Annotated in this window: 21 protein-coding genes; 15 read left to right on the top strand and 6 right to left on the bottom strand. The window is 49.3% G+C overall.

Annotated elements, in window-relative coordinates; translation table 11 throughout:
• Positions 1–29: 29 nt before the first annotated feature.
• Together QL223_RS07905 and QL223_RS07910 are read right to left on the bottom strand one after the other, a co-directional pair.
• Complete coding sequence (locus QL223_RS07905; protein ID WP_281544395.1) at positions 30–572, bottom strand: hypothetical protein; 543 nt, start codon at positions 570–572, stop codon at positions 30–32.
• Positions 573–739: 167 nt separating this feature from the next.
• Positions 740–1,717, bottom strand: coding sequence for an MBL fold metallo-hydrolase (locus QL223_RS07910; RefSeq protein WP_281544396.1), 978 nt, complete (start codon positions 1,715–1,717; stop codon positions 740–742).
• 114 nt (positions 1,718–1,831) lie between these two features.
• Between QL223_RS07910 and QL223_RS07915 the strand changes: the two genes are divergently transcribed.
• The 7 genes from QL223_RS07915 (at position 1,832) to QL223_RS07945 (ending at position 7,811) form a co-directional block, all read left to right on the top strand.
• Positions 1,832–2,737, top strand: coding sequence for a LysR family transcriptional regulator (locus QL223_RS07915; protein WP_281544397.1), 906 nt, complete (start codon positions 1,832–1,834; stop codon positions 2,735–2,737).
• Positions 2,738–2,804: 67 nt separating this feature from the next.
• Positions 2,805–3,416, top strand: a complete 612-nt coding sequence (locus QL223_RS07920; protein ID WP_281544398.1) for a Crp/Fnr family transcriptional regulator — start codon at positions 2,805–2,807, stop codon at positions 3,414–3,416.
• 94 nt (positions 3,417–3,510) lie between these two features.
• Positions 3,511–4,242: an SDR family NAD(P)-dependent oxidoreductase gene (locus QL223_RS07925; RefSeq protein ID WP_281544399.1), complete on the top strand. Its 732-nt coding sequence runs from the start codon at positions 3,511–3,513 to the stop codon at positions 4,240–4,242.
• Positions 4,243–4,680, top strand: coding sequence for a DUF2141 domain-containing protein (locus QL223_RS07930; protein ID WP_281544400.1), 438 nt, complete (start codon positions 4,243–4,245; stop codon positions 4,678–4,680).
• 9 nt (positions 4,681–4,689) lie between these two features.
• Positions 4,690–5,355, top strand: a complete 666-nt coding sequence (locus QL223_RS07935) for a VTT domain-containing protein (RefSeq protein WP_281544401.1) — start codon at positions 4,690–4,692, stop codon at positions 5,353–5,355.
• Between the two features lie 397 nt (positions 5,356–5,752).
• Complete coding sequence (locus tag QL223_RS07940; protein ID WP_281544402.1) at positions 5,753–7,036, top strand: ferric reductase-like transmembrane domain-containing protein; 1,284 nt, start codon at positions 5,753–5,755, stop codon at positions 7,034–7,036.
• Positions 7,037–7,115: 79 nt separating this feature from the next.
• Positions 7,116–7,811: a hypothetical protein gene (locus QL223_RS07945; protein ID WP_281544403.1), complete on the top strand. Its 696-nt coding sequence runs from the start codon at positions 7,116–7,118 to the stop codon at positions 7,809–7,811.
• An 81-nt stretch (positions 7,812–7,892) separates the two neighbouring features.
• Here QL223_RS07945 and QL223_RS07950 read toward each other — a convergent pair whose 3' ends face one another.
• Complete coding sequence (locus QL223_RS07950) at positions 7,893–8,849, bottom strand: AEC family transporter (protein WP_281544404.1); 957 nt, start codon at positions 8,847–8,849, stop codon at positions 7,893–7,895.
• A 350-nt stretch (positions 8,850–9,199) separates the two neighbouring features.
• Between QL223_RS07950 and QL223_RS07955 the strand changes: the two genes are divergently transcribed.
• From QL223_RS07955 to QL223_RS07980, 6 genes are all read left to right on the top strand, one after another.
• Positions 9,200–9,904 carry a GntR family transcriptional regulator gene (locus tag QL223_RS07955; protein WP_046305463.1) on the top strand — a complete coding sequence of 235 codons (705 nt, stop codon included), beginning with the start codon at positions 9,200–9,202 and terminating at the stop codon, positions 9,902–9,904.
• Positions 9,905–9,916: 12 nt separating this feature from the next.
• Complete coding sequence (gene prpB / locus QL223_RS07960; protein ID WP_281544405.1) at positions 9,917–10,816, top strand: methylisocitrate lyase; 900 nt, start codon at positions 9,917–9,919, stop codon at positions 10,814–10,816.
• Positions 10,817–10,950: 134 nt separating this feature from the next.
• Positions 10,951–12,078 (top strand): 2-methylcitrate synthase, encoded by a 1,128-nt coding sequence (gene prpC / locus QL223_RS07965; protein WP_281544406.1) that lies wholly within the window; start codon positions 10,951–10,953, stop codon positions 12,076–12,078.
• A 23-nt stretch (positions 12,079–12,101) separates the two neighbouring features.
• Positions 12,102–14,696, top strand: a complete 2,595-nt coding sequence (acnD, locus tag QL223_RS07970) for a Fe/S-dependent 2-methylisocitrate dehydratase AcnD (protein ID WP_281544407.1) — start codon at positions 12,102–12,104, stop codon at positions 14,694–14,696.
• Positions 14,697–14,705: 9 nt separating this feature from the next.
• Positions 14,706–15,902: a 2-methylaconitate cis-trans isomerase PrpF gene (prpF, locus tag QL223_RS07975; RefSeq protein WP_281544408.1), complete on the top strand. Its 1,197-nt coding sequence runs from the start codon at positions 14,706–14,708 to the stop codon at positions 15,900–15,902.
• Between the two features lie 32 nt (positions 15,903–15,934).
• The gene (locus QL223_RS07980) at positions 15,935–17,812 is read left to right on the top strand and encodes a propionyl-CoA synthetase (protein WP_281544409.1); all 1,878 of its coding nucleotides are present in this window, start codon (positions 15,935–15,937) and stop codon (positions 17,810–17,812) included.
• A gap of 63 nt (positions 17,813–17,875) precedes the next feature.
• Here the strand turns inward: QL223_RS07980 and QL223_RS07985 are convergent, their stop codons facing one another.
• Complete coding sequence (locus tag QL223_RS07985) at positions 17,876–18,262, bottom strand: hypothetical protein (RefSeq protein WP_281544410.1); 387 nt, start codon at positions 18,260–18,262, stop codon at positions 17,876–17,878.
• A gap of 91 nt (positions 18,263–18,353) precedes the next feature.
• Here QL223_RS07985 and QL223_RS07990 point away from each other — a divergent pair, with 91 nt between their 5' ends.
• Entirely contained in the window at positions 18,354–18,728 is a 375-nt protein-coding gene (locus QL223_RS07990; protein WP_281544411.1) for a hypothetical protein, read from the top strand.
• A gap of 127 nt (positions 18,729–18,855) precedes the next feature.
• Here QL223_RS07990 and QL223_RS07995 read toward each other — a convergent pair whose 3' ends face one another.
• The gene (locus QL223_RS07995; RefSeq protein ID WP_281544412.1) at positions 18,856–19,431 is read right to left on the bottom strand and encodes a hypothetical protein; all 576 of its coding nucleotides are present in this window, start codon (positions 19,429–19,431) and stop codon (positions 18,856–18,858) included.
• 405 nt (positions 19,432–19,836) lie between these two features.
• Here QL223_RS07995 and QL223_RS08000 point away from each other — a divergent pair, with 405 nt between their 5' ends.
• Positions 19,837–21,153, top strand: a complete 1,317-nt coding sequence (locus tag QL223_RS08000) for an FRG domain-containing protein (protein WP_281544413.1) — start codon at positions 19,837–19,839, stop codon at positions 21,151–21,153.
• A 64-nt stretch (positions 21,154–21,217) separates the two neighbouring features.
• On the opposite strand, the gene QL223_RS08005 is transcribed toward QL223_RS08000, so the two are convergent.
• On the bottom strand, positions 21,218–24,268 hold the full coding sequence (locus QL223_RS08005) for an efflux RND transporter permease subunit (RefSeq protein WP_281544414.1): 3,051 nt from the start codon (positions 24,266–24,268) through the stop codon (positions 21,218–21,220).

Here is a 24,268-nt window from a genome sequence, read left to right on the forward strand (position 1 = left end):
AGGGCGCTTAACGGCGCCCTTTGTCGTGATTAGTTATAGTGAGAGGTGAGTTTTAGCGCTTCGACTTCCATCGGCGCGTTGTAGTAGCCATAAACAAACATCTGCATCAGATACTCGCGGGTTTGGGCGGTGAGTCCTGCTCTCTCTGATTGCATCACATGCACTAATTCGTGAGGAAGTAGATCACGTTGGGATTTGTAGCGGTTTTGAATCCAAATGCCGTAGCCAAAGGTGTACCCTGCCATATTAGGGTTGGTGTAACCCACGCGTTTGGCGATTTCCAGTAGCTCCGGGTCGGTTGGTGCAGGCAGTTTATCTACATAATAAACCCGAACCTTTTCGGGATGTTTTACACCCATCTTTTCCGCGATAAGCACCTGTTGCGGTGTTAATGGAATGCCTTTTTCAAGTGCTTCTGCCTCGGCTTCGTGGGTGAACTTGGCTGCTGCAGGCATCAGTTGCTCGACACCGTCAATCAACTCCTGAGGCGGGTTGGCATAAATTTCATCTCTATTGACGCAACCAGTGGCTACCAAGGTACCCAATACCATTGCTATGAGTTTTCCCCTCATTATCCTTTCCTTTCTCCATATACTGTCTGGCGAAAGGATACCCCTTGATGATTCAGACAAGGCAGACTGGCGCCCATTCTTCGAGTTGCGCCGCAATGGTTTAGGAAAGACCTAACAAAACAGCCACCAGAAAAGTGGCTGTTTGTCGTTAGAACAGGCGCTGGAAGTTATTGCTGCTTAGACAAATCGCGGTAAGCAGCAGGTACGTTCAGACCTGGATGAACCCAATCACGAAGGGCGTAACCGGTGAACTCTGGCAACTGCACTTTCTTCACCGTCTCGCCAAGAGACAAGCCATCATCAATCGCCTGCTGTACTTGGGTTTTAATCGCATCCAGATAATCAATGTGCCACTGAATATCTTCGGGCGTCATCGGAGAACCATGGCCTGGCACTACGGTCGCATCTTCAGGGAGAAAGTCTTTCACTTTCTGAAGTGAACTCAGGGTTTCCAGCAGGTGACCATCCAAAAGCCAAGGTAGTGAAGGTTTCACCGTGACGATTGGGTTACCCGTGTACATGGTTTTTGATTCAGGTTCCCACACGAACAAATCACCACCAGTCTGTGCGAATCCGAAATCCATGATCTCGACATTTTTGCCACCGAGATCGATGGTTATTTTCCCATCTTTCCCTACAAGAATATCGGCGTCAGTTGGTTTGATTTCCTCGATGCCGCGTCCTTTACCGAAGCTTTGCATCATCCACTGTGTATCTGCCTCAAAATGATTGTCGATATAGTTTTGAGTCACCTCATGTTGGATGATTTTTGTTTCTTCCGGTAGGTACATGTTTCCGTAGGAGTGGTCCCCATGGAAGCTGGTGTTAACCGCATAAATGATGGGTTTCTTTGTCTCAACGGCAATCATTCCCTGTAGCTGTTTGTTCAGACGTTCGTTGAGGGTAGTGTCAATCACAAGCACACCTTCATCACCCACAATGAAACCGCCGCTGGTGGCAACAGGTAGGCCTTTCTTTTCCAGCTCTTTGGCATCAGTTGGGTAATAGGCGTAAACCCCATCATCGAGTTTTTCAGCGACGAGCTGAACCTTGTTGGCATCCCATACTGGCTCGTTAGCTTGCGTTGAGAGACTCAAGAGTGAAGTCGCAGCAAGCACTGCCACTGTTGTTTTGGTTATTTTCATCTTGCTTTCCTTTACTTGTCGTCCATTTGTGTTCACTCTAGAAATTCTTGGATATAGAAAAAACAGCAATTTGAGTAACTCAGTGTTCTCCCAAAGAGAACAATTGGAGAGGCGATGGACAAGTTCACCAATATGGAAACCTTTGTGCGGGTGGTTGAGATTGGCAGTATCAGCGGTGCAGCAGACCGCATGAACATTGCCAAATCTGCAGTCAGCCGACGTTTAAAAGAGCTGGAAGAACACCTGAATGTTCAACTGTTCCACCGCACAACACGCACCATGCATGCCACGGAAACAGGCACGGAATATTACAAGCATTGCCTGCGCATTCTCGAAGACTTGCGTGAAGCCGAGGAAATGACTTCTCAGGCACATTGCGTACTGAAAGGGCCGTTAAAGGTTGCTGTTCCCTCAACATTCGGCGTGTTACATATCGGCCCAGCCATTAACGACTTTCTTCAAGAACACCCGCAAATTGAGTTTGAATTGGATTTCAATGATCGGCAGGTTGATTTGATTCAGGAAGGCTACGATCTCGCTATTCGTATTGCCGATTTGCCAGACTCGACGTTGCTCGCCAGAAAAATTGCTACAGTTCGGCACGTGCTTTGTGCCAGCCCAGAATACCTACAAACACATGGCTCTCCTGAATCCCTTTCCGATCTAAGTCATCATCAAGCACTGGTCTACAGCCTAAGCAAAGATGCCAGTCATTGGAGGCTAAACACACCGGAAGGAAAGCTGCAAAAAGTGAAGATTAAGCCCGCATTGAAGGGGAGCAGCGGGGAGTTTCTGCATTCCGCGGCAGAAAAAGGGATGGGCATAGCCCACTTGCCAACATTTGTTGTCCATCAAGCCATCAGGGAAGGGCGTCTAGAAGTGGTGCTTCCCGGCTATGCGTTTGGTGAACTCAACGCCTACGCGATTTACCCACAAACACGGCATTTATCACGCCGAGTCAGAACCTTGATTGATTTCCTGGTCACCCGATTTGAAGGCACGCCTTATTGGGATAGGTAAGATCTGCAACTCGCTGTAATACGTAATGAATTAGCCGATGGTAAACCGATAAAGAACGGAAAGGTGGATGGAAGGAAAGCAGATACTGGCGCAATTTGAAGCGGGCTTCAGACAGCATTTTGCTCTGAGCGATGACGAATGGCAGTCTTTTATCAATCAGGGAAAACTCAAGCTTTACAGCAAGGGGGATGTCCTGTTCAGCGCCGGAGATGTTGTCGACAAAGTAGGGTTTGTTTGTGCGGGCACCTTGTGCAATTTCTATCTCACGCCAGACGGCAACCGACGTAACAAGTCTTTTCTCCAACAGGGCGAGGTGTCTGCGTGTTTATCGTCTTTCGCAAGAGGGCTGCCTGCGCGCTTTGGCTGTGAAGTGCTAACCGATGCAGTTTGTTTCGAAGTGCCTGTGAAGGCATTGAGAAGCTTGAGTGAGTCAACACCGGGATGGAAAGATGTCTTCCTACAGATGGTGACCGCATTGGCCCTAAAAAAAGAGGCGAGGGAAGCTGATTTGCTGATGTTGTCGCCGACCGAGCTCTATATTCAGTTTGTCGAATCCTGCCCTGAATTATCGCAATCGCTACCCAACTATCATATCGCGTCCTACCTTGGCATCACTGAAGTCTCACTCTCTCGCATCCGCGCCAAACTCGGCGTCCAAAACGCTTATCAGCGCCAGTAAAAAAGAAGAAATTTGGTGGTTTTAACTCTTGTTAAAGTGTTAGCTGCCCCTTCCCAATAAGCTGACTCCCGAACTGTCGAAAAAGGGAGTCAGGATGAAACTACTCAATAGAACCATTGTGCTTACTGGTGGGACGTCCGGCATTGGCCGCCAGTTAGTTGAACAACTCGTTGGCGATAACCAACTGATAGTGCTTGGGCGGGATGCAGAGAAACTCAGCACATTGAAGAAAAAATGGCCTTCCATCATCACTTTTCAGGTTGATTTGGCTGATGTGAATCAGGCTCATCTCATCGCCCAATCTATTGCCTCCGCGAAACCCGAAATAGATTTGCTCATCAATAACGCTGCGGCCCAGTTTATGCCGAAATTCACTGATGAGGCGTTCACATTCGATACGGTGAAAACGGAAGTCGATACCAACTTCACCTCTGTTTGCGCGCTAATTCATGGCTTATTGCCTGCGCTTCTTGCATCGGAATCGTCTCGCGTCATCAACATTAATTCTGCACTCGGATTAGTGCCAAAGGCATCTTCTGCGGTCTATTGCGCAACGAAAGGTGCACTCAACATCTTCTCCCAGAGTTTGCGCTATCAACTGGAAGGCTCCGTTGTTGGCGTACAACAGGCTTTTTTGCCTCTGGTAGATACCGCAATGACTAAAGGCAGGGGCAAGAACAAAATCTCATCGGATGTGGCCGCCGCTGAAATTATCGCTGGTATAGAAAAAGGCGAGGACGACTTCGACATTGGTGCGACCCGTTTTTTACGGGTGCTGAATGCTCTGGCACCTTTTGCCGCACGCAAACTACTGAAGGCGTCATAAATGACCACAAAACACAGTTGGCTGGGATTTATTTGGGGAGTGATTTCAATGACTGCAACGGCGACAGAAAACAGCGTAGACATCGTTGTGAAGGGGATAGATACAACAAGGCCAGGAAATGTGTTGGTGATGCTATTTGGTGAAGACGGTTTTCCAAAGAAGCACGACAAAGCGCTAAGGATCGTTAGTTACACCGCTGACAAAGCAGAGCGGAACGTCACCTTCGAAAATGTGCCAACGCAGTTTGCTGTCAAGGTTCTACACGACGAAGACGAGGACGGGAAAGTCACCAAGAACTGGACAGGTGTCTGGCCCAAAGAAGGTTTGGGTTTCTCCAACGGTGCGCGAATCACATTCAAAGCGCCAAGTTTTTCCAGTGCACAGCTTGAAGCCGCAAGCATCACCTCTCCCCACGAAATCACCATCCGCTATCCGTAAGGAGGATTTATGTCATCACTTTTTAAACTCATGGGAATCATGGCCCTGTTTTTTGCATCGACCTTTATTGCGGTGAATGCGATGGGCTGGCTAACGGTAGAGCAGATTCAAACTTGGTTTGAGCAAGCACAGTCACTGAGTGCACTGACTGTTGCCATTATTGTCGTTTCACTGCTGTTTTTGGATTTGTTCATCGCGGTACCCACGCTTTCCATCATGATTCTCGGAGGATATTTCGCAGGGGCATATGTTGGCGCCTTAGCGGCCTTCACGGGTACTTTGCTGGCGGGAATTGCCGGGTATGTCTTGAGTGCGAAGTTTGGCGGTAAGCTGGTGAATGTCGTCGTGAAAGATGAGAAACAACGTGCTGAGTTACGCGGTCACTTCCGTCAGCATGGTGTGTTAATGATTTTGCTTTCCCGCGCCATGCCGATTCTGCCAGAAGTCACAGCATGTATGTCAGGTATCAGCCGCATGAAATTTACAACTTTCCTACTGGCTTGGTGCACAGTTAATCTTCCGTATACCTTTATCGCTGCGTATGCGGGTTCCATCAGCAGTTTGGAAAACCCAAAACCGGCGATTCTTACCGCGATTGCACTCTCAGCCTTCTTTTGGATTGGATGGGGGCTACTCCGACGCTTTTCGTTGAAACGACCTGTTCGCGCGGACTAGCCTAGGGTCTGTTGACCTTTGGTGATGATTTTTGCAGCAGTTTGTGGGGATTTTATACAAGGCAGAGGCTTCGATGTGTAGCTGGCCTACATGAGAAGCCGATAACGCAGGAGAAAGTCCCCACAAACGCTGCCCAGAGGGTTCTGCCCTAAGCGTTTTATGCTTTGTTGAGGTGTATTTGCTTAGAATGACTAGGCGGCATACACCTCGCCGCGCCTAAAACGCTTATGGCTAGAACAAAATTTAACCACCAAAGGCCAACAGACCCTATAAAGAGGATTAAAAACAGTGTTTCGATAGTTAGATTTCACAACAATTCGACATTCGAAGCACTATATTTCACAAGAGGAAGCCTTTCTAATTCAAACCAATTTTATACACACGACAGGCAAGTCTTTTGAAATTGAAATTCGCACTGGATAACCGGAAAAACATCTTAGTTGCCGGCGCAGTATTACTTAGCTTCATCGGCATAGGCAGTTTGCTGCCGGAAGAATTAACGCTTCAACGTTGGATTGCAGCCTTTTTTGCTGCCAATGCCTTGGTGGGAATGGCATTGGCTTTTCTGCTTTCGACACGCATGGAAATTCTGGAATCCATTTTTGGTGGTTTGGACAGGGTTTACAAAGCGCACCGATGGGCGGGCATTTGGTCGGTTTTTTCTATCTTCATGCATTGGTGGTTAGTGCCACAGTCTGAAGTCGCTCGTGAAGAAACCAGTCTGATTGAGATTGGCTCCGACACCGGAGAATGGGCAACTTGGCTGCTTCTGGTACTGGTGGTGGTCAGCTTTATGCGCATGCTGCCTTACCACTTATGGAAGTGGAGCCATCGCTTGATGGGGTTGGTTTTCTTCATCTCCGTCTTCCACTATCTTTTTGCCGTCAGGCCTTTCCAGTTGTTCTCGCCAGCGGGAATCGCGATGAATCTGACAGCAGTTATTGGTGTTTGGGCTTGGTACTACTATGCCTTTGGCAAAGACACCAGTAAGCACTACATCGGCAAAGTTGAAAACGTGAGAAAGCAAAATGGTATCGTCAGTTTTGATACCAAGCCTTTGCAGGGCAAGCCGAAGTGGGAAGCCGGGCAATTCGCTTTTGTCTCAGTCCTTCATAACGACAACATCAAAAGCGAACCGCACCCTTACACTATCGCAAGCAGCGATCACGACGGTAAGCCAAGCTTCTCGATTGCAGCATTGGGTGATTACACCAAAACGCTTTATGAGCATTTGGAAAACGGTCAGATGATTCGACTGGATATGCCATACGGACGCTTCCGCTTGGATATGAAAGCGAAAGAACAAATCTGGATTGGTTCTGGCATCGGTATCACCCCGTTTATTGCCTGGTTACAATCGCTCAACAGCCAAAGCAAACAGCACCCTTCAGTCACGCTCTATTATCTGGTTAAAAACGAAGAAGCTGCCATATTTGCAAAAGAGCTTGGTGAATTAGTCGAAGGCTTGCCAACGGTAAACCTAAACATTGTCTATTCAGAGCAAGGGCGACTAACGCCAGAAAAAATTGCCGAGGATATCAATGGCGATATCGGTGATGTTTCGCTCTATTTCTGCGGCAACCCTGAAGTCAGAAAGACAATGCAGGAAGGTCTAGAGCAACTCGGCATGCCGAAGAACAACACCCATTATGAGTTGTTTGATTTTCGGGGTGCTTTGTAAGCACGAGCTTGTTCAAACGTCGGTTTCTTTTCATCCAACTAACCAAAAGTCACAATGCTACGTTCCACGGGAGGAGCCTATGCACAAACAAAACATGCGCAATGCAGTATTGGCTGCTGTTATCTGTATTTTGAGCGTAGGGTGTTCATCAATGAACGAGTCGGGTAATTCTAAATTCGCCATGAATGTAGAATATGTAAATGATGACAATGAGGTTATTTCAAGGCCCGATCTACCTCAGCGTGTTATTGTCCAGTTTACCGTTATCCCCGGCGCAATATGGGGCCGTCCCTTAACCGATAGCCAGTACTTAGATGTCACCGACATCGGCAGCGCTTTGAATGCTGACTTTTCTGATTTACTCGAGAAAATTGAGCCTTTTGCAACTCCGTTGCTCGACACAGCAGCGAACGAAGGTTTAGTCATTACGCCAAAAGAAACAAAGTTAGCGAGATTTGGCACATTTACGTATGACTTTGAAACTCAGGACTCTCTGGGTGGGACAGGCTTTGGTAGTGCCGACCCTGAGATATATGGTCTAGTACTCACATACTTTGATCGACCCGCTGAGATCAAGGCGGTCAAAACCGAAAATGGGGACACATCAGAGTTCGACATTAAGGTTAAAAAGAAAGGGCTGGTTTGGCTGAAAATAACGAAGCTTCGTAAGAATTTTTATCTTTACACAGTGCATGAGTTTGTTGGTAACGAATTTCTGTTCATTCGACCTCGAACACCAGACCCCAAAGAAGCTAAGCAAGACTTGTCGGCATAAAGTGGTCTGCTGAATATCTGTATTTGATATAGCAATTTATAGGGAGCGAGTTAGCTCTCTTAGTTGTTTGGAGGTCTGCTTTTAGATCAACCCCAACACTTTTAACACCAATGACCCCACGCAAACTGTCACGCTGGAAAATAGGGTAGTGAGCCCGATGATATTGGCGCTCAACGTGGTATTGGCTCCGACGGCTTGTGTCATGGCATAGCTTGCTGCTGCCACAGGTGCTGCGTTCATGAAGAACAGAATCCCCAGTTCCAGTCCTCTGAATCCATACAGGTAACCAATCAGGGTAAAGGCGAAAGGCGCAACCATGAGCTTGTTAGATGCTGCAAACCAGGTTGGCTTTTTCTCCTCTCTCATCATCCGGAAATCCAAGCTGCCGCCCGTACACAAGAGCGCGAGTGGAAGTGCGATTCGGGAAAGGTAGTTGCCCGTGTCTACAATCACGGGTGGGAGAGTGATATTCAGCAGTGAAACAACAACGCCAAGTACAATCGCGATGATCAGCGGATTCTTGGCCAGATTGATAAATATGGTTTTCGTGGACTGCAGCTTGGAACCCGCCGAGCGCGGCGACAAGCAGATCACCGCTTGAATGTTATACACCACGGTAATCACCGCCACATAAATTGCCGCGAGGGCCAGTCCTTGACTGCCATAGGCGTTTTCAACGTAAGCAATACCAATGATGGCCGTGTTGGCACGAAAGCTCCCTTGTATAAGCACGCCGTGATCTGGGTTTCCCTTGAAAGCCAGTTTGGTGGACGCGATACAAAACAGGAAAAAAATGACCGTCATGACAACGGAAAAAGCCAGAAATTCTGTGGCTTGCGAGAAGTTATGGTCAGCCGTGGCAATACTTAAAAACAACATTGCGGGCAGGGCGACATTGAACACCAGACGTGAGGCAACATCGTTAAAGTTGGCGTTGGTCCACTTTAGTCTTTTGAAGATATAGCCAAGGGAAATAATGAAAAATATCGGCGCGACGAGAGAAAGGGAAAACGCTAATTGCTCCATGATGTTAGCCATTTTTCTTCTTCATCTCGACTGCGAAGGGGTTACTTAAAATCTACGCTATTTATGCGTGAATACTCAATAGCCATGCTATCAAGACTGTGTCTCTCATTTGCCAGTCCCACAAATCTATCACTTCTTAACGCTTCTTTAACTTCCTTATTGATGACCTTATACCTTGGTCTTAATTGTCGACAATATTCTTGATCTTGTCTCTTTTCAGTGTCTAAATTATGTCCATAAGATTAAATTGTAGACAATGTTGAGGTTGTATCGATGTCTCAATTTCCTCCATAAATGCTCATGAAAGCGCTGGTGGATATCACGACAAACACCGTCAACACAGCCATTGGACAAGGAACACAATGAGCGAAAACAACGCATTAAACGCGACGCTGGAAAGCGTGAGTCCCACATCTAAAGAAAACACCAAGTCGGAAAACCTGACAGCCTTGTTGGTTGAGGCCATCGTCTCCGGCGAAATCGCGTCGGGCAGTAAAATCTCTGAACCAGAGCTCGCCCGCCGCTATGAATGCAGCCGTGGGCCGCTGCGCGAAGCCATTATGCGCCTGGAAGGGTTGGGGCTGATTGAGCGTATTCCCCATGTAGGGGCGCGTGTCATTACCTTAACGCCAGAGAAGCTCGTTGAGTTGTATGCAGTGCGTGAAGCGTTGGAAGGCATGGCGGCGCGACTGGCAGCCAGAAACATCAAGCAGGATGAGCTTCAGGGCATTGAAGATTTGCTAACCAAGCACTCCAGACATATCGATGAGGTCGAGGGCGCATCTTACTTCCATCAATACGGAGACTTTGATTTCCACTATCGGGTGATCATGGCGAGCCGCAATCAAAAGCTGATCAATTTGCTGTGTGGCGAGCTGTATCACCTGCTTCGCATGTACCGCTACCAATCACCCAAGACTCAATCCAGACCCAACCATGCGTTAGAAGAGCACAAGTTTATTTTGCACGCGATCCGTAATCGTGACGAGGAGTTAGCTGAGCTGGCAATGCGTCGCCATATCGCGGGCAGCCGAAAGGCAATCGAACAACAAATCTTAAAAGATTAGAAGGACCTGACTATGACACTCTCCCCTGGAGCCAAATTCCGACAAGCCGTTGAGCAGAACAACCCGCTGCAAATTGTCGGCACCATCAATCCTTACTGCGCCATGATGGCACAACGCCTTGGCCACCAAGCTATTTACCTTTCTGGTGGTGGTATCGCCAACGCAAGTTACGGTCTGCCTGATCTAGGCATCACCACGCTGAATGATGTGATGGTCGATGTCGAACGCATCACTAACGCCTGTGATTTGCCCTTGCTGGTAGATATCGATACTGGATTCGGCGGCGCATTCAATATCGCTCGCACTATCAAAGCGATGGAGAAAGCAGGCGCAGCGGCGGTGCACATGGAAGATCAGGTGGCACAAAAACGCTGTGGCCACCGTCCGAACAAAGCGATAGTTAGCCAGCAGGAAATGGTCGACCGCGTAAAAGCCGCCGTCGATGCCCGTACTGATGATCAGTTCGTCATCATGGCGCGCACCGATGCGCTGGCCGTGGAAGGCATGGACAGCGCCATTGAACGCGCAATTGCCTGCATTGAAGCGGGTGCTGACATGATCTTCCCGGAAGCGATGAACAAGCTGGAACAATACCAGCAATTCTCAAGCGCGCTTCGCAGTGCGATTGGCAAATCTGTGCCTATTCTCGCCAACATCACTGAGTTCGGACAAACCCCGCTTTATACCTGTGAAGAATTGGCCGCAGTGGACGTCGACATGGTGCTTTACCCGCTGAGTGCGTTCAGGGCAATGAACAAAGCGGCGGAAAACGTCTATCGCCACCTTCTCGAAGAGGGCAACCAAGAGGCATTGGTCGATTCAATGCAAACCCGTGCCGAGCTCTACGACTACCTCAACTATCACGACTACGAAAACAAACTGGACGATCTGTTCGCACAAGACAAATCGTGATTATTGAAAAGAACACCCGTTAACAAGCGCTTGCTGAGACTCACGCTTGAATACAAAAACTAAATCCAATACGTGAAACCGTTCGTCAATAACGCCCCGATAGAGGGCAACAGCGAACAGAAAAGGAGTTCAACATGCCAAATAAAGAGCTAAGTGGAGCAGGGCTACGTGGTCAAAGTGCAGGGTCAACAGCGCTGTGTACTGTTGGAAAATCGGGCACAGGGCTGACTTACCGTGGCTATGACATTACCGATCTGGCGAACAATGCGCAGTTTGAAGAAGTCGCGCATCTGTTATTGCGTGGTCATCTGCCCAATCAAAAAGAACTCGACGATTACAAAACGCGTCTGGTGAGTCTGCGCGGTTTGCCGACAGAGCTGAAACAGGCCTTGGAACTCCTTCCCGCTTCAGCGCACCCCATGGATGTGATACGCACTGGCTGTTCGGTTCTGGGTAATCTAGAGCAAGAGCAGGATTTCTCTGAACAGTTGACCGCCACCGAGCGCATGCTGGCACTGTTCCCCGCCATCATTTGTTACTGGTATCGCTTCAGTCATGACGGTGTGCGTATTGATACCGAAGACACCAGTGAAGATTGCACTGGCGGTTACTTCCTGAAAATGCTGACGGACAAAGCGCCGAGCAATCTCCACAAGCAAGTGATGCATTGTTCGCTAATCCTCTATGCAGAGCATGAGTTCAATGCCTCCACCTTTGCGGCGCGCGTGTGTGCGTCAACGCTGTCTGACCTGCACTCCTGTATTACGGCGGCCATCGGTACCTTGCGTGGCCCTCTGCATGGTGGGGCAAACGAGGCGGCCATGGAGATGATTGAAAACTGGCAAACGCCCGATGAAGCTGAACAAAACATCCTGCGCATGCTGGAAAACAAAGACAAAATCATGGGCTTCGGTCATGCGATTTACCGTGATAGTGACCCGCGCAATGCGCTGATCAAACGCTGGTCGAAAGAGCTTTCCGAAGCTGTCGGTGACACCCAGCTTTATGCTGTATCTGAACGTGTTGAAGCCGTCATGAAGCGCGAGAAAGGCTTGTTCTGTAATGCGGATTTCTTCCACGCCTCTGCCTATCACTTTATGGATATTCCCACCAAGTTATTTACACCGATTTTTGTGATGAGCCGTTTAACGGGCTGGGCGGCACACGTATTTGAGCAACGTGAAAACAACCGCATTATCCGTCCAAGCGCTGATTACACCGGGCCAGAATCCCGAGATTGGCTACCGATTGAGCAGCGCTAATAGGCGGAAATAGGGAACAGACGATGACGCAAAACAATAACCAATACCGAATGCCGCTCGCGCAAACCGGACTCGATTATTTCGACGTTCGCGCAGCCGTTAATGACATCAAGCCGGACGCTTACGACACTTTGCCTTACACATCCCGTGTATTGGCTGAGCAACTGGTGCGTCGCTGCAATCCAGCGGATTTAAAAGCCTGTTTGAGCCAGATTGTTGAAGGCAAAAAGGAACTTGATTTCCCTTGGTATCCCGCCCGCGTAGTGTGTCACGACATCTTAGGCCAAACCGCATTAGTGGATTTGGCAGGCCTGCGCGATGCCATTGCCGAGCAGGGCGGCGACCCTTCACGGGTCAATCCCGTGGTGGAAACCCAACTGATTGTCGACCATTCACTGGCCGTCGAACATGCGGGTTTCGAACCCGATGCGTTTGAAAAGAACCGCGCCATCGAAGAGCGCCGTAATGAAGATCGCTTCCATTTTATTGAGTGGTGTAAAACCGCCTTTAAAAACGTCAGTGTGATCCCGGCGGGCAACGGCATCATGCACCAAATCAATTTGGAAAAGATGTCGCCGGTGATCCAAAGCCAACAAGGCGTCGCATTCCCTGATACCTGTGTTGGTACAGACAGCCACACCCCACATGTTGATGCCTTGGGCGTAATAGCGATTGGCGTCGGTGGCCTTGAAGCCGAAACCGTCATGCTTGGCCGACCTTCAATGATGCGCTTGCCGGACATCGTCGGTGTGAAGTTGGTGGGTCAGCGTCAGGAAGGCATTACTGCCACTGATATCGTGCTGGCACTCACTGAGTTTCTGCGCAACGAACGCGTGGTGTCGAGCTATCTGGAATTCTTTGGCGAAGGTGCACGAGCACTGACCATTGGCGACAGGGCGACCATCTCCAACATGACGCCAGAATACGGCGCAACCGCCGCGATGTTCTATATCGACGAACAGACCATCAATTACCTCAAACTGACAGGGCGCGAGCCTGAACAAGTCGCCTTGGTAGAAACCTACGCCAAAACCGTTGGCTTATGGGCAGATGATTTGGAAAATGCCCGCTATGAGCGTGTGTTGGAGTTCGACCTTTCCAGTGTGACACGTAACATGGCAGGCCCTTCTAATCCGCATCGCCGTTTACCAACCCGTGAACTTGCTGTGCGCGGCATTGCGTCAGCACAGGCGCCAGCAGACTCAGAAGGCTGCATGCCGGATGGCGCGGTCATCATCGCCGCTATTACTTCCTGTACCAATACCAGTAATCCGCGCAACGTGGTTGCCGCTGGTTTGGTGGCGAAAAAGGCGAATGAGCTTGGCTTGGTTCGAAAGCCCTGGGTGAAAACCTCCTTCGCGCCAGGTTCCAAAGTCGCGAAGCTGTATCTGGAAGAAGCTGGGCTGTTGTCCGAACTGGAACAGCTAGGGTTCGGTATTGTGGCTTATGCCTGTACCACTTGTAACGGCATGAGTGGTGCGTTAGACCCAGCTATCGAACAGGAAATTATCGAGCGCGACTTGTACGCGACAGCGGTGCTTTCCGGTAACCGTAACTTTGATGGCCGAATCCATCCGCATGCCAAACAAGCGTTTTTGGCTTCGCCGCCGCTGGTTGTCGCTTACGCTATTGCAGGCACCATGCGCTTTGACATCGAACGCGATGCTCTAGGTACTGATGCCAACGGTAAGCCGATTTACCTGAACGATTTGTGGCCGACCGATGCAGAAATTGATGAGGTGGTGGGCAAGTCCGTCAAGCCAGAACAATTCCAACGTATTTACATCGAAATGTTCCAGCAAGACGAGAATTCAAGCCTGAGCGACCCACTATATGACTGGCGTCCAATGAGTACCTATATTCGCAGACCGCCATACTGGGAAGGCGCGTTAGCGGGAGAACGTACGTTGAAGGGTATGCGGCCGTTGGCGGTGTTGGGTGACAACATCACGACTGACCATTTATCACCTTCGAATGCCATTTTGCCATCGAGTGCGGCGGGCGAATATCTGGCGAAAATGGGCTTGGAACCCGTTGATTTCAACTCCTACGCGACGCATCGAGGCGATCACCTGACTGCGCAACGTGCGACGTTTGCCAACCCGAAATTACTCAATGAAATGGTGAAGGAAAACGGCGAAGTGGTGCAAGGCTCATTGGCGCGCGTTGAGCCAGAAAGTAACGTCACCCGTATGTGGGAAGCGATTGAAACCTACATGGAGCGCAAGCAGCCGCTGATTATTGTTGCGGGTGCAGATTACGGGCAGGGTTCTTCACGTGACTGGGCGGCGAAAGGCGTTCGTCTGGCGGGTGTTGAAGCGATTGCCGCAGAAGGCTTCGAGCGCATTCACCGCACCAATTTGGTTGGCATGGGCGTGTTGCCTTTGCAGTTCAAGGCAGGCGTTAATCGCAACACCTTAGGGATTGATGGTACTGAGCTTTATGACGTGATGGGGGAGATCACACCCGGCGCGGATTTGGCTTTGGTTATCACCCGAGCCAATGGTGAAAAGCTTGATGTCGCTGTGACCTGCCGTCTTGATACCGAAGATGAAGTAAAGGTCTATCAAGCAGGCGGCGTACTTCAACGCTTCGCTCAAGATTTTCTGGCGCAGTAGGTGGCGAGCATGAGTAAGAATTTGAAAATTCCTGCCACCTACATGCGAGGTGGCACCAGTAAAGGCGTCTTTTTCAGGCTGACAGATTTACCTGTTGAAGCGCAATCACCGGGCGCGGTGCGAGATGCCATTCTGATGCGGGTGATTGGCAGCCCTGATCCCTACAGCAAACAGATTGATGGCATGGGCGGCGCAACGTCCAGCACAAGCAAAACCGTGATTGTGTCTAAAAGTACTCGCGACGACCACGATGTTGATTACCTGTTTGGTCAGGTCGCAATTGACAAACCCTTCGTCGATTGGAGCGGTAACTGCGGCAATCTTTCAGCAGCGGTCGGGCCATTTGCCGTGCATGCGGGATTGATTACCAAAGAGCGCATGGTCGATAACGGCGTTATCTCGGTGCGTATCTGGCAAGCCAACATCGGCAAAACCTTGGTGGTTGACGTGCCAATGCGTGACGGGGAAGTGGAGGAGTCGGGCGATTTCGAACTCGATGGCGTGACCTTTCCTGCCGCCGAAGTGCCAGTGGAATTTCTTCATCCTGCGGGTGCGCCGGGTTCTCTGCTCCCGACAGGCAACCTTATCGACACGTTGGAAGTGCCGGAAATCGGCTCATTCCGCGCTTCATTTATCAATGCAGGTATCCCGACCATCTTCCTTGATGCGTCAGAGCTTGGCTATGAAGGCACAGAGCTTCAAGACGCCATCAACAATGATGCGGAAGCATTGGCGAGGTTTGAAAAAATCCGCGCTTATGGCGCCATTCAAATGGGTTTAAACCAAACCGTGGAAGATGCCCAAACCCGCCAGCACACACCGAAGATTGCATTCGTTTCCCCGCCTAAAAGCTACCTGAGTTCCAGCGGGAAAAAGGTGGAAGCAGCCGAAAACGATGTGCTCGTCCGCGCCTTGTCGATGGGCAAATTACACCACGCCATGATGGGAACAGCAGCCGTGGCCATTGCAGCAGCAGCCTGTGTGCCGGGCACCATCGTTAACTTGGCGGCTGGCGGTGGAGAAAGGGAAAACGTGGTTTTTGGTCATCCTTCCGGCACTTTAAAAGTCGGGGCGAAGGCACATCTCAAGCCCGAAGGCTGGTGGGTTGAAAAGGCAATCATGAGCCGCAGTGCCCGCATTTTGATGGAGGGACGCGTTCATGTGCCTTCCAGCGTTCTAGAAGCGAACGAGCGCGGCGAAAGCTAACGCGCTCAGAAAGACATTTTGGAGGAATCAATATGTCTGGCTATCAACAGGAATACTTGAAAGCGCAAACCGAGCCAGAAGCCTTCTGGCGTGAGCAAGCAGAACAATTGGACTGGTTTGAAAAGCCGAAAACCATTCTGGCCAGCGATGAAAATGGCATTGAACGTTGGTTCCCGGATGGTGTGATGAACACCGCCTGGCTGGCTTTGGATTACCATTGCGAAAACGGGCGCGGCGACAAAACCGCGCTGATCTACGACTCCCCAGTCACAGCGAAAAGACAAGCCTACAGCTACTTTGAACTGCGCGACCAAGTGGCAAAAATCGCGGGTATGCTCGCTGGAATGGGCGTTGAGAAAGGCGACCGCGTGGTGATTTACATGCCGATGGTGCCGGAAGCCGCCATGGCGATGTTGGCCTGTGCTAGATTAGGCGCGATTCATTCCGTGGTCTTTGGTGGGTTTGCACCTAACGAACTGGCGGTTCGCATTGAAGATGCCGAGCCAAAAGTGCTGATGACGGCTTCTTGCGGCATCGAAGTCAGCAAAGTGATTCCGTATAAACCACTGGTTGATAAAGCCATCATGGACAGCCGCTGGAAACCGGAAAAGGTAGTCGTGCTTCAGCGCCCTGAATGTGAAGCGTCGTTAGACCAAGAGCGCGATGTGGATTGGCAAACTGCTTATGAAACGGCGCAGCCTCATGACTGTGTGCCTGTGCTCGCCACCGATCCGCTTTATATCCTTTACACCTCTGGCACCACGGGCAAACCCAAGGGCGTAGTGCGCGATAACGGCGGTCATGCAGTCGCGATGAAATACTCCATGAAAGCCGTGTATGACATGCCGCAAGATGGTGTGTTTTGGGCAGCGTCCGATGTTGGCTGGGTAGTGGGACATTCCTATATTGTTTACGCGCCACTGATCCACGGATGCACCACCATTCTGTTCGAGGGCAAGCCCGTTCGAACGCCTGATCCCGGTGCGTTCTGGCGAGTATGCCAAGACTATGGCGTAAACGTCCTTTTCTCTGCGCCGACCGCTTTCCGTGCGATCAAGAAAGAAGATCCGGAAGGGAACTACGTCAATGAGTACGATTTAAGTTCGCTGAAATCCATCTTTATGGCAGGTGAAAGGCTCGACCCGCCAACCTACGATTGGGTCGTTGAAAAGACCGGAAAACCCGTGATTGATCATTGGTGGCAAACCGAGACAGGCTGGGCGATTGCCTGTGACCCAATGGGTATTGAGGTAATGCCAGTGAAAGCCGGTTCATCGACCAAGCCGACACCGGGATATCAAGTCGAAATACTCGATGCCCTTGGTAATAGTCTTCAAGCCAACCAGCAAGGTTATGTGGCACTAAAACGGCCGTTGCCGCCGAGCTGTTTGCCGACGGTATGGCGCAATCACGACCGCTTCGAGACGGGCTACCTTAGCCAATTCCCCGGCTACTATGTGTCTGGTGATGGCGGTTACTTAGATGAAGAGGGCTATCTCTTTATCATGGGCCGCATCGATGACGTGATAAACGTCGCCGGGCATCGCCTCTCAACCGGTGAAATGGAAGAGATTGTCGGTGCACACCCTGCGGTGGCTGAATGTGCGGTCATCGGTATTCACGACGAGCTAAAAGGGCAGCTTCCCGTCGGCTTTGTGGTGCTGAAAGACGGCGTCGACATAGCTTCAGACCAATTGGCTGGAGAGCTTGTCGCCAAAGTACGGGAAGAAATCGGCGCAGTGGCTTGCTTCAAGCTGGCCTTGGTTGTCGACAGATTGCCAAAAACACGTTCCGGTAAAATCCTGCGCAGAACCATGCGCCAAATCGCCGATGGTGAGCAATATGTGGTGCCTTCAACGATAGATGATCCATCCAGCCTGAATGAGATTGAAAGGGTGTTGCAGCGCTAGGGTCGGTTGATCATTTGGAATAGGAAGGGAGCCGATTGGCTCCCTTTTGGCTCATGGTCATCATCACTCAAGTGTTTCAAAGTGGAACTTGTATTCACTGACACCGTCTATACGAACGCCTTTTTCCCTTAACTCAAGGTACTGCTTCATTTTAATGGTTCTGAAGTCCATTGCCTTCAGCGCAAGGATGATCCGCAGTTCATCCATTGAATGTGATTTTGCCTCAGAGCTGCATGTACCGCAGACAACATGGGTCTTCGGCTTAAAACCAACCTGATTAAGCCAGTGCAAGTCTTTGGGTTCTTTACGCGTGCCGCAAAAGTAGCATTGATTCTCTTGGTTCAATGCCGCCTGTTCCCTTAATTCCTTCGGACTAGGTGAATTGGCTGATGAGGAACTTTTAGCCTTCTTATTACCACCGAACTGAGGAAACTGAACGACATTAGACATTGGGTTTGGCCTTATTAATTGGGGTATACAGGTAGTATTTTGCCAGAAAATGATCATAATCGTGCGACAAAACACGGAAAGAACAATGACCATGACTGATTTTCAATATTACTTTCACCAACTGCCTTGTTTTAACTGCAAAAATACCACAGTAAGTACTGATCTTGGTTGGTTAACCTCAGCGATGAAAGACGATGCTGTCGCCCAAATCGCAGCGATTATTGCGCAAGGCAAGGTTGAACCTGATCTTTCAGTGAACGTGACTTGCACAAAAGAAGAAGCGCGCGATTACTTGCTGTTGAACTTCTTTGGCTACTCGGAAGAAGAACTCGCGAATCAAGTTAAAGCGGAAGATGAGCAAGAAGTTGAAGATGAAATCGCAGAGCTCCTCGCTGACGGCAGTGACAAAGCCGTGTTTGAACATGAAGTCGCACTGCAAAGCTGTACTGACTGCGACATTGACTAAGCGCGAAACCTGACATTAAGCCAAATGTTATTGCTGGGCTTATGAAGCTCTAAAGAAAAAGGCGCTATCAAACGAGGGTTTGATAGCGCCTTTTTGTTTTTGCGGTGATTGAATCGTTGGCCGAGGCTCAATCACATTCGTCCAGTGATACTGGACCTTGCAGCTCTTTTAGGATCATCTTTTGAATATCGATGCCCAAGCTCATCACGATCAGGCTCCAGTTCAGGAACGGCAATGAACCGTTTGCAATACTACGAGCAAAGTTATTGGCATTCCAATTAAATACCTCTGACAGCTTTTCGGTGGTCAGCGCTTCGTAATTATCGTTATCTATCAGATTACAGAACTGCTCACTGGTGGGGCACACAAACTTGTCATTAGGCCTGAAAGCCGTCGGTTTAAAATAAGAAAGCACTCTTCTTACGTTAACTTCAATCACTTCACCGGCGCTTTGGATATTCGGCTTGCCAGCGAGCCCGCACAAGAAGCACCAGCATGGATAAGGGATGGTTGAAACGTTGTCAGGTTCGTTCTTATAACGCGCCGTCCACGCATTGATGTTCTTTTGCTGTATGCCTGTTACGCTAACTAATTGATTGGAATCGTAGCCGCTGTCTTTTAATAGGTTGATCACTTCGGCCACTTCTGACACCAAAGGCTTGACCCATCTACTGTATGGAGTAAGTGTTGCTTCTCTGATCATGATTAAATCTTTTACAAACAAGCATTTAGCTTGTTTCTGTTAAACATTACCCGAGATCATACGTGTTCAGACTGATAAGTCTACTTTTATTGGAAAAGGGAGAGGGAACGCTTGAGAGGTGCATTGTCAGTGCTCCTACTTTCATCAGCAATATATACGCTAGGGTTTATGGAACTGGAAGTGTTTTGATGTGCCTGTCGTCTTTGGGAATCGTGAAGTTTTCAGAAACATACATTTTTCGCCTATGCTGCTGTTATCTCACGTATTACTGATGATAATATATTTAAGCCAAGAGACTATGGCTACATCCAACACTGGCATTGAATAAAAATCTCCCAAGTGGGGTCTTTAACACCCCACTATAGGACTTTCCACACTGAAAACTTTTGAGGAGTCAAACATCCCATGTACAACCTATTAGTAACCGCACAGTATGGAGCTTGGGATGGAGGCTTCTATGAGTATGACAAAAGTCGATTTCTTGAATATACGAATGAGAGTATTGCGTCGGCTTTAAAAGAGTTAAGCGATTCTCATATTGAAAATTTAAAAAGTTATCCATGTCTATTTGCATATGAAGGGGGAGATTCAGAGGTTCGGATTGGCTATTTGACATCAATTAAAGAGCGCGGCCGTAGTCTATTAATTGAATTTAAATTTGATCATGACATAAAGCCAATCCCATTTATAAAAATCTTTCCAATCGCCACATTATTAGATATCCGTGGTTGGGAAATGAATAGGACTCATTGGGCGGTCAAAGATGAAGATCTTTTCCAGAGACTACGGGATCAAGGAATCCTCGAACTGGACAAGCAAACAAAAGTAATTAAGCAAGAGTTCCCTATCTCTGAAAAATCCTCAAACCCTAAGGTAACTAAGGTACAAGGTTTTATTGGCAAGGTTTTGGGCCTTGAGCAGACAGACGGTTACGAAGTGTTTTATCGAGGTCACTCAAATAAGAAGAAATACAAGTTAGAACCATCTCTTTTCAGAAAGGATGAAGAAGGTAATTACCTTTACAAGGATAATGAGCATATTTTATATAGAGAACTATTGGTCTCTAATTCCGCTGACTTTCAATCAGACGTTTACACGCTTGATAGCCTTGTGAGGATGCAACATTACTCATTACCAACAAGATTGCTCGACATAACTTCTAATCCTCTAATTGCACTCTACTTTGCATGTAAGTCATCTATCAACGATGATGGAGAGGTCATTGTTTTTTCAATGAAAAGAAGAGACATTAAATACTTTGACTCCGATGTGGCGAGTTGTATCGCTAACTTGGCGCGTTTGCCGCAATCTGAAAAAGAGTCTATAAGTTTTTCAGACATAGGATTTAATGAACAAGCGCCAATTAAGCGACTGTTGCACTTCATTAGAGAAGAAAAGCCATTCTTTGAGGCAAGCATAGTTCCGGATGACTTACGAAAAATAATCTGTGTAAAAGGAAAACAGAGTAACGATAGAATATCATCTCAATCTGGGGCGTTTCTTTTGTTTGGCTTAGATGCTGTGTTTGATGAAGAAGGTACTTCTGAACTTAAGGTTTCAAGAATTACCGTAGCGAATAAGGAGGAAATTCTGAAAGAATTAGACCTATTGAATATCAATGAGAGCACGGTATTTCCGTACATTGAGAACTCAGCGAGATACGTGGCAGATAAATTCAAATTTAGCAAATCAATGCAGCCGTTCACTAAAAGCGGGGACTGATTGAAACATTATCTAAACAAAAAGGGAGCCACTCGGCTCCCTTCGCATTTCCTTTCAGCCTGCTTTAAGCAGCCTCCACTTTCACCCTAAAGAAAATCGCATAGAACAGCGGAATCACCACCAATGTCAGGATGGTCGCGAACAGCAGACCAAACATAATGGTCACTGCCATGCTCTTGAAGAAAGGGTCAATCAAGAGTGGGGCAACACCCAGAATGGTAGTGAATGCGCCAAGCAATACCGGACGGGCGCGGCTGAGAGCGGCGTCGATAATCGCGTTGTAAGGCGTTTTACCATCGCGGATTTCTACGTCTGCCTGATCAACCAATACAATGGCGTTTTTCACCATCATACCAATCAAGCTCAGGAATCCGAGGATCGCCATAAACTCAAATGGTGTCTGGAACACAATCAATCCGACCGTCACACCTACCACTGCCAGTGGAGCAGTCAGCCAAATTACCAATGGTTGGCGTAGGGCGTTGAACATAAAGACCACCGCCAGAATCATCGCCGCAAATCCATAAGGCGCGGAAATCACCAGACCTTCGTTGGCATCTTTCGAGGCTTTGTATTCTCCGTACCACTTGAGCTCGTAGCCCGCTGGCAGGTCAATGGCTTCAATCTTGTTACGGACATCGTTGAACGCATCTGCTGTCAGCACACCCGGTACAGGGTCAGCCTGAACCAGAATGGTTGGCACACGGTCGATTCGGCGAAGAATTGCATCCTGATACACCACGTCGACAGAATCGACTAACTGGCTCACCGGAATAAAGGAGCCTGCTGCTGGGCTGAATACCTCAGTGTTTTCAATCGCACGCTGGTGGTTGCGTTCACTTTCAGGCGCGCGCACCACAATCGGGATCAAATCATCACCTTCACGGTAAACACCCACGTTACGCCCGGTCAGGGTTTGGGCAATCGCCTGGTTAATTTCCTGCATAGTCAGGCCGAAACGCTGCGCTTCTTCGGAAGAATAAACAGGGCGAAGCACCGGCACTTGCTGACGCCAATCGTCTTGCACTGCAATCAGGTTATCGTCGGCCAACATGATGGCTTTTGCCTGCTCTGCCAGTTGACGCAGCACCGCACTGTCAGGGCCGTTAAAGCCAGCTTCGATTTTCTTACCGCCGCCGCGGCCGAGCATAAACTTCCACACCTTGATAGAAGCGTCAGGGTATTTCGCATCCAGTTCGCTTTGCAGTTCGCCTAGAAGTGGGGCGATTTTGGTGTAGTCGTCGATATCAATCAGCAATTGGCCATAGCTCGGGTTACGTGCTTCCGGTGCGTAGGTCAGCATAAAGCGAAGGCCCCCACCGCCAATGAAGCTGGTGATATTGGTAATGCCTTCTTTTGCTTTCACGTCTTTCTCGATGTCTGCGACAACGGCTTCGGTGCGTTTGATGTCTGAGCCTTGCGGCAAGTACACATCAACCACGAACTGAGGGCGTTGAGATTCCGGCATAAAGCCCGGTGGAACGAATTGCACGCCCCAAATCGCAGCAGCCATTGTACCGAACAGCAGGGCACAACTGATGATGCGGCGTTTCAGCACCCAGGTCAGTAAAGCTTTGTAACCTGTTACCATACGACCCGGTTTCTTATCGGCTTTTAACGGCTTCACTTTGAGAAAGTCATGGCACAGCATTGGTGTGACGGTAACTGCAAACACCCAGCTCAGGAACATGGAATACAGGATCACCCAGAACAGCGAGCCCGCGTATTCGCCCATGTCTGATGGCGACAAACCAATCGCACTGAATGCACAGATACCGACGACAGTACCGCCAAGCAGAGGCCATTTGGTGGCGTTCACCACGTCTGAAACCACGACCTTGCGGTCTGCATCGGGTTCTTGCTGCAATCGCACCAGAATGCCATCGGTGACCACAATGGCATTATCGACCAACATGCCAAGCGCGATGATCAGCGCACCCAGCGAAATACGCTGCATGGCGATATCTTCAATCAGCATGATGCAGAGCGTGCCTGCGACCGTCAGCAGCAAGACAAAGCCGATAATCACACCGGAACGGACGCCCATAAATAGCAGCAGCACCACAAATACGATGGCAACCGCAGCAATCAGGTTGTCGATAAAGTTGGCGACAGAATCACGCACCGAATCAGACTGCATGGAGATAACATTCAGTTCCATGCCGAGCGGACGCTGGCTTTCCAGCTCTGCCAGACGCGCTTTGACTGCATCACCCATATCCACGACGTTACCGCCGGTGACATTCGAGATACCAAAGCCGATCGCGCGCTCGCCGTTGTATCGCATCAGCATGGTGGAAGGTTCTTTGTAACCTCGCACGATGTTGGCGATATCACCCAGACGCAGCACGGTGTTGTTATCACCAACCGCAACTTGCAGGTTTTTCAGGTCGGCAACGGAATCAATGTTGGAGCTTGGGATCACCGGAATACGCATCGCTTGGGTTTCAATGCTGCCCGCAACCGTCACCAGATTTTGCTTTTGCAGCACTTGGAAGACTTTCTCTGCAGACACGCCAAATTCCGCGAGACGTTCGCTGGAGATCTCAACAAAGATGGTTTCCTGCTGCTCCGCCAAGGTCGCGGTTTTTGCCACACCCGGTACCAGAACGATTTCACGGCGAAGGGTATCGACATAATCCTGCAGCTGCTTATCGCTGAATCCTTCTCCGGTCACGGCAAAGAACAGGGCGTACACATCCGCAAAATCGTCGTTAACAATTGATGGGCCTGCGCCTGGAGGCAGCTGCCTTTGAGCGTCTGAGACCTTGCGGCGTAGTTTGTCCCAAACCTGTTGGAGGTCGGCACTGCTTTTTGCGAACTCGAGTTTGATTTCAACCGTCACCTCAGACATGCCTTGCATGGAGACGGATTTCACCTCTTTGATTTCCTGAAGCGATTGCACCGCGCCTTCGATAACATCGGTCACTTCGTCAGAGACTTCCTGTGCTGTTGCACCGGAATATGGGGTGACGATGACCGCCTGACGGATAACAAATTCCGGATCTTCAAAACGACCGAGTTTGAGGTAGCTGATGTAGCCGCCAATCAGAGTGAGGGCGATCAGCACCCAAACACTGGTGCGTTTGGCAATGGTATAACGTGCGATATCCAT

The organism is Grimontia sp. SpTr1 (assembly GCF_947387585.1).
Taxonomy (GTDB): Bacteria; Pseudomonadota; Gammaproteobacteria; order Enterobacterales; family Vibrionaceae; genus Enterovibrio; species Enterovibrio indicus.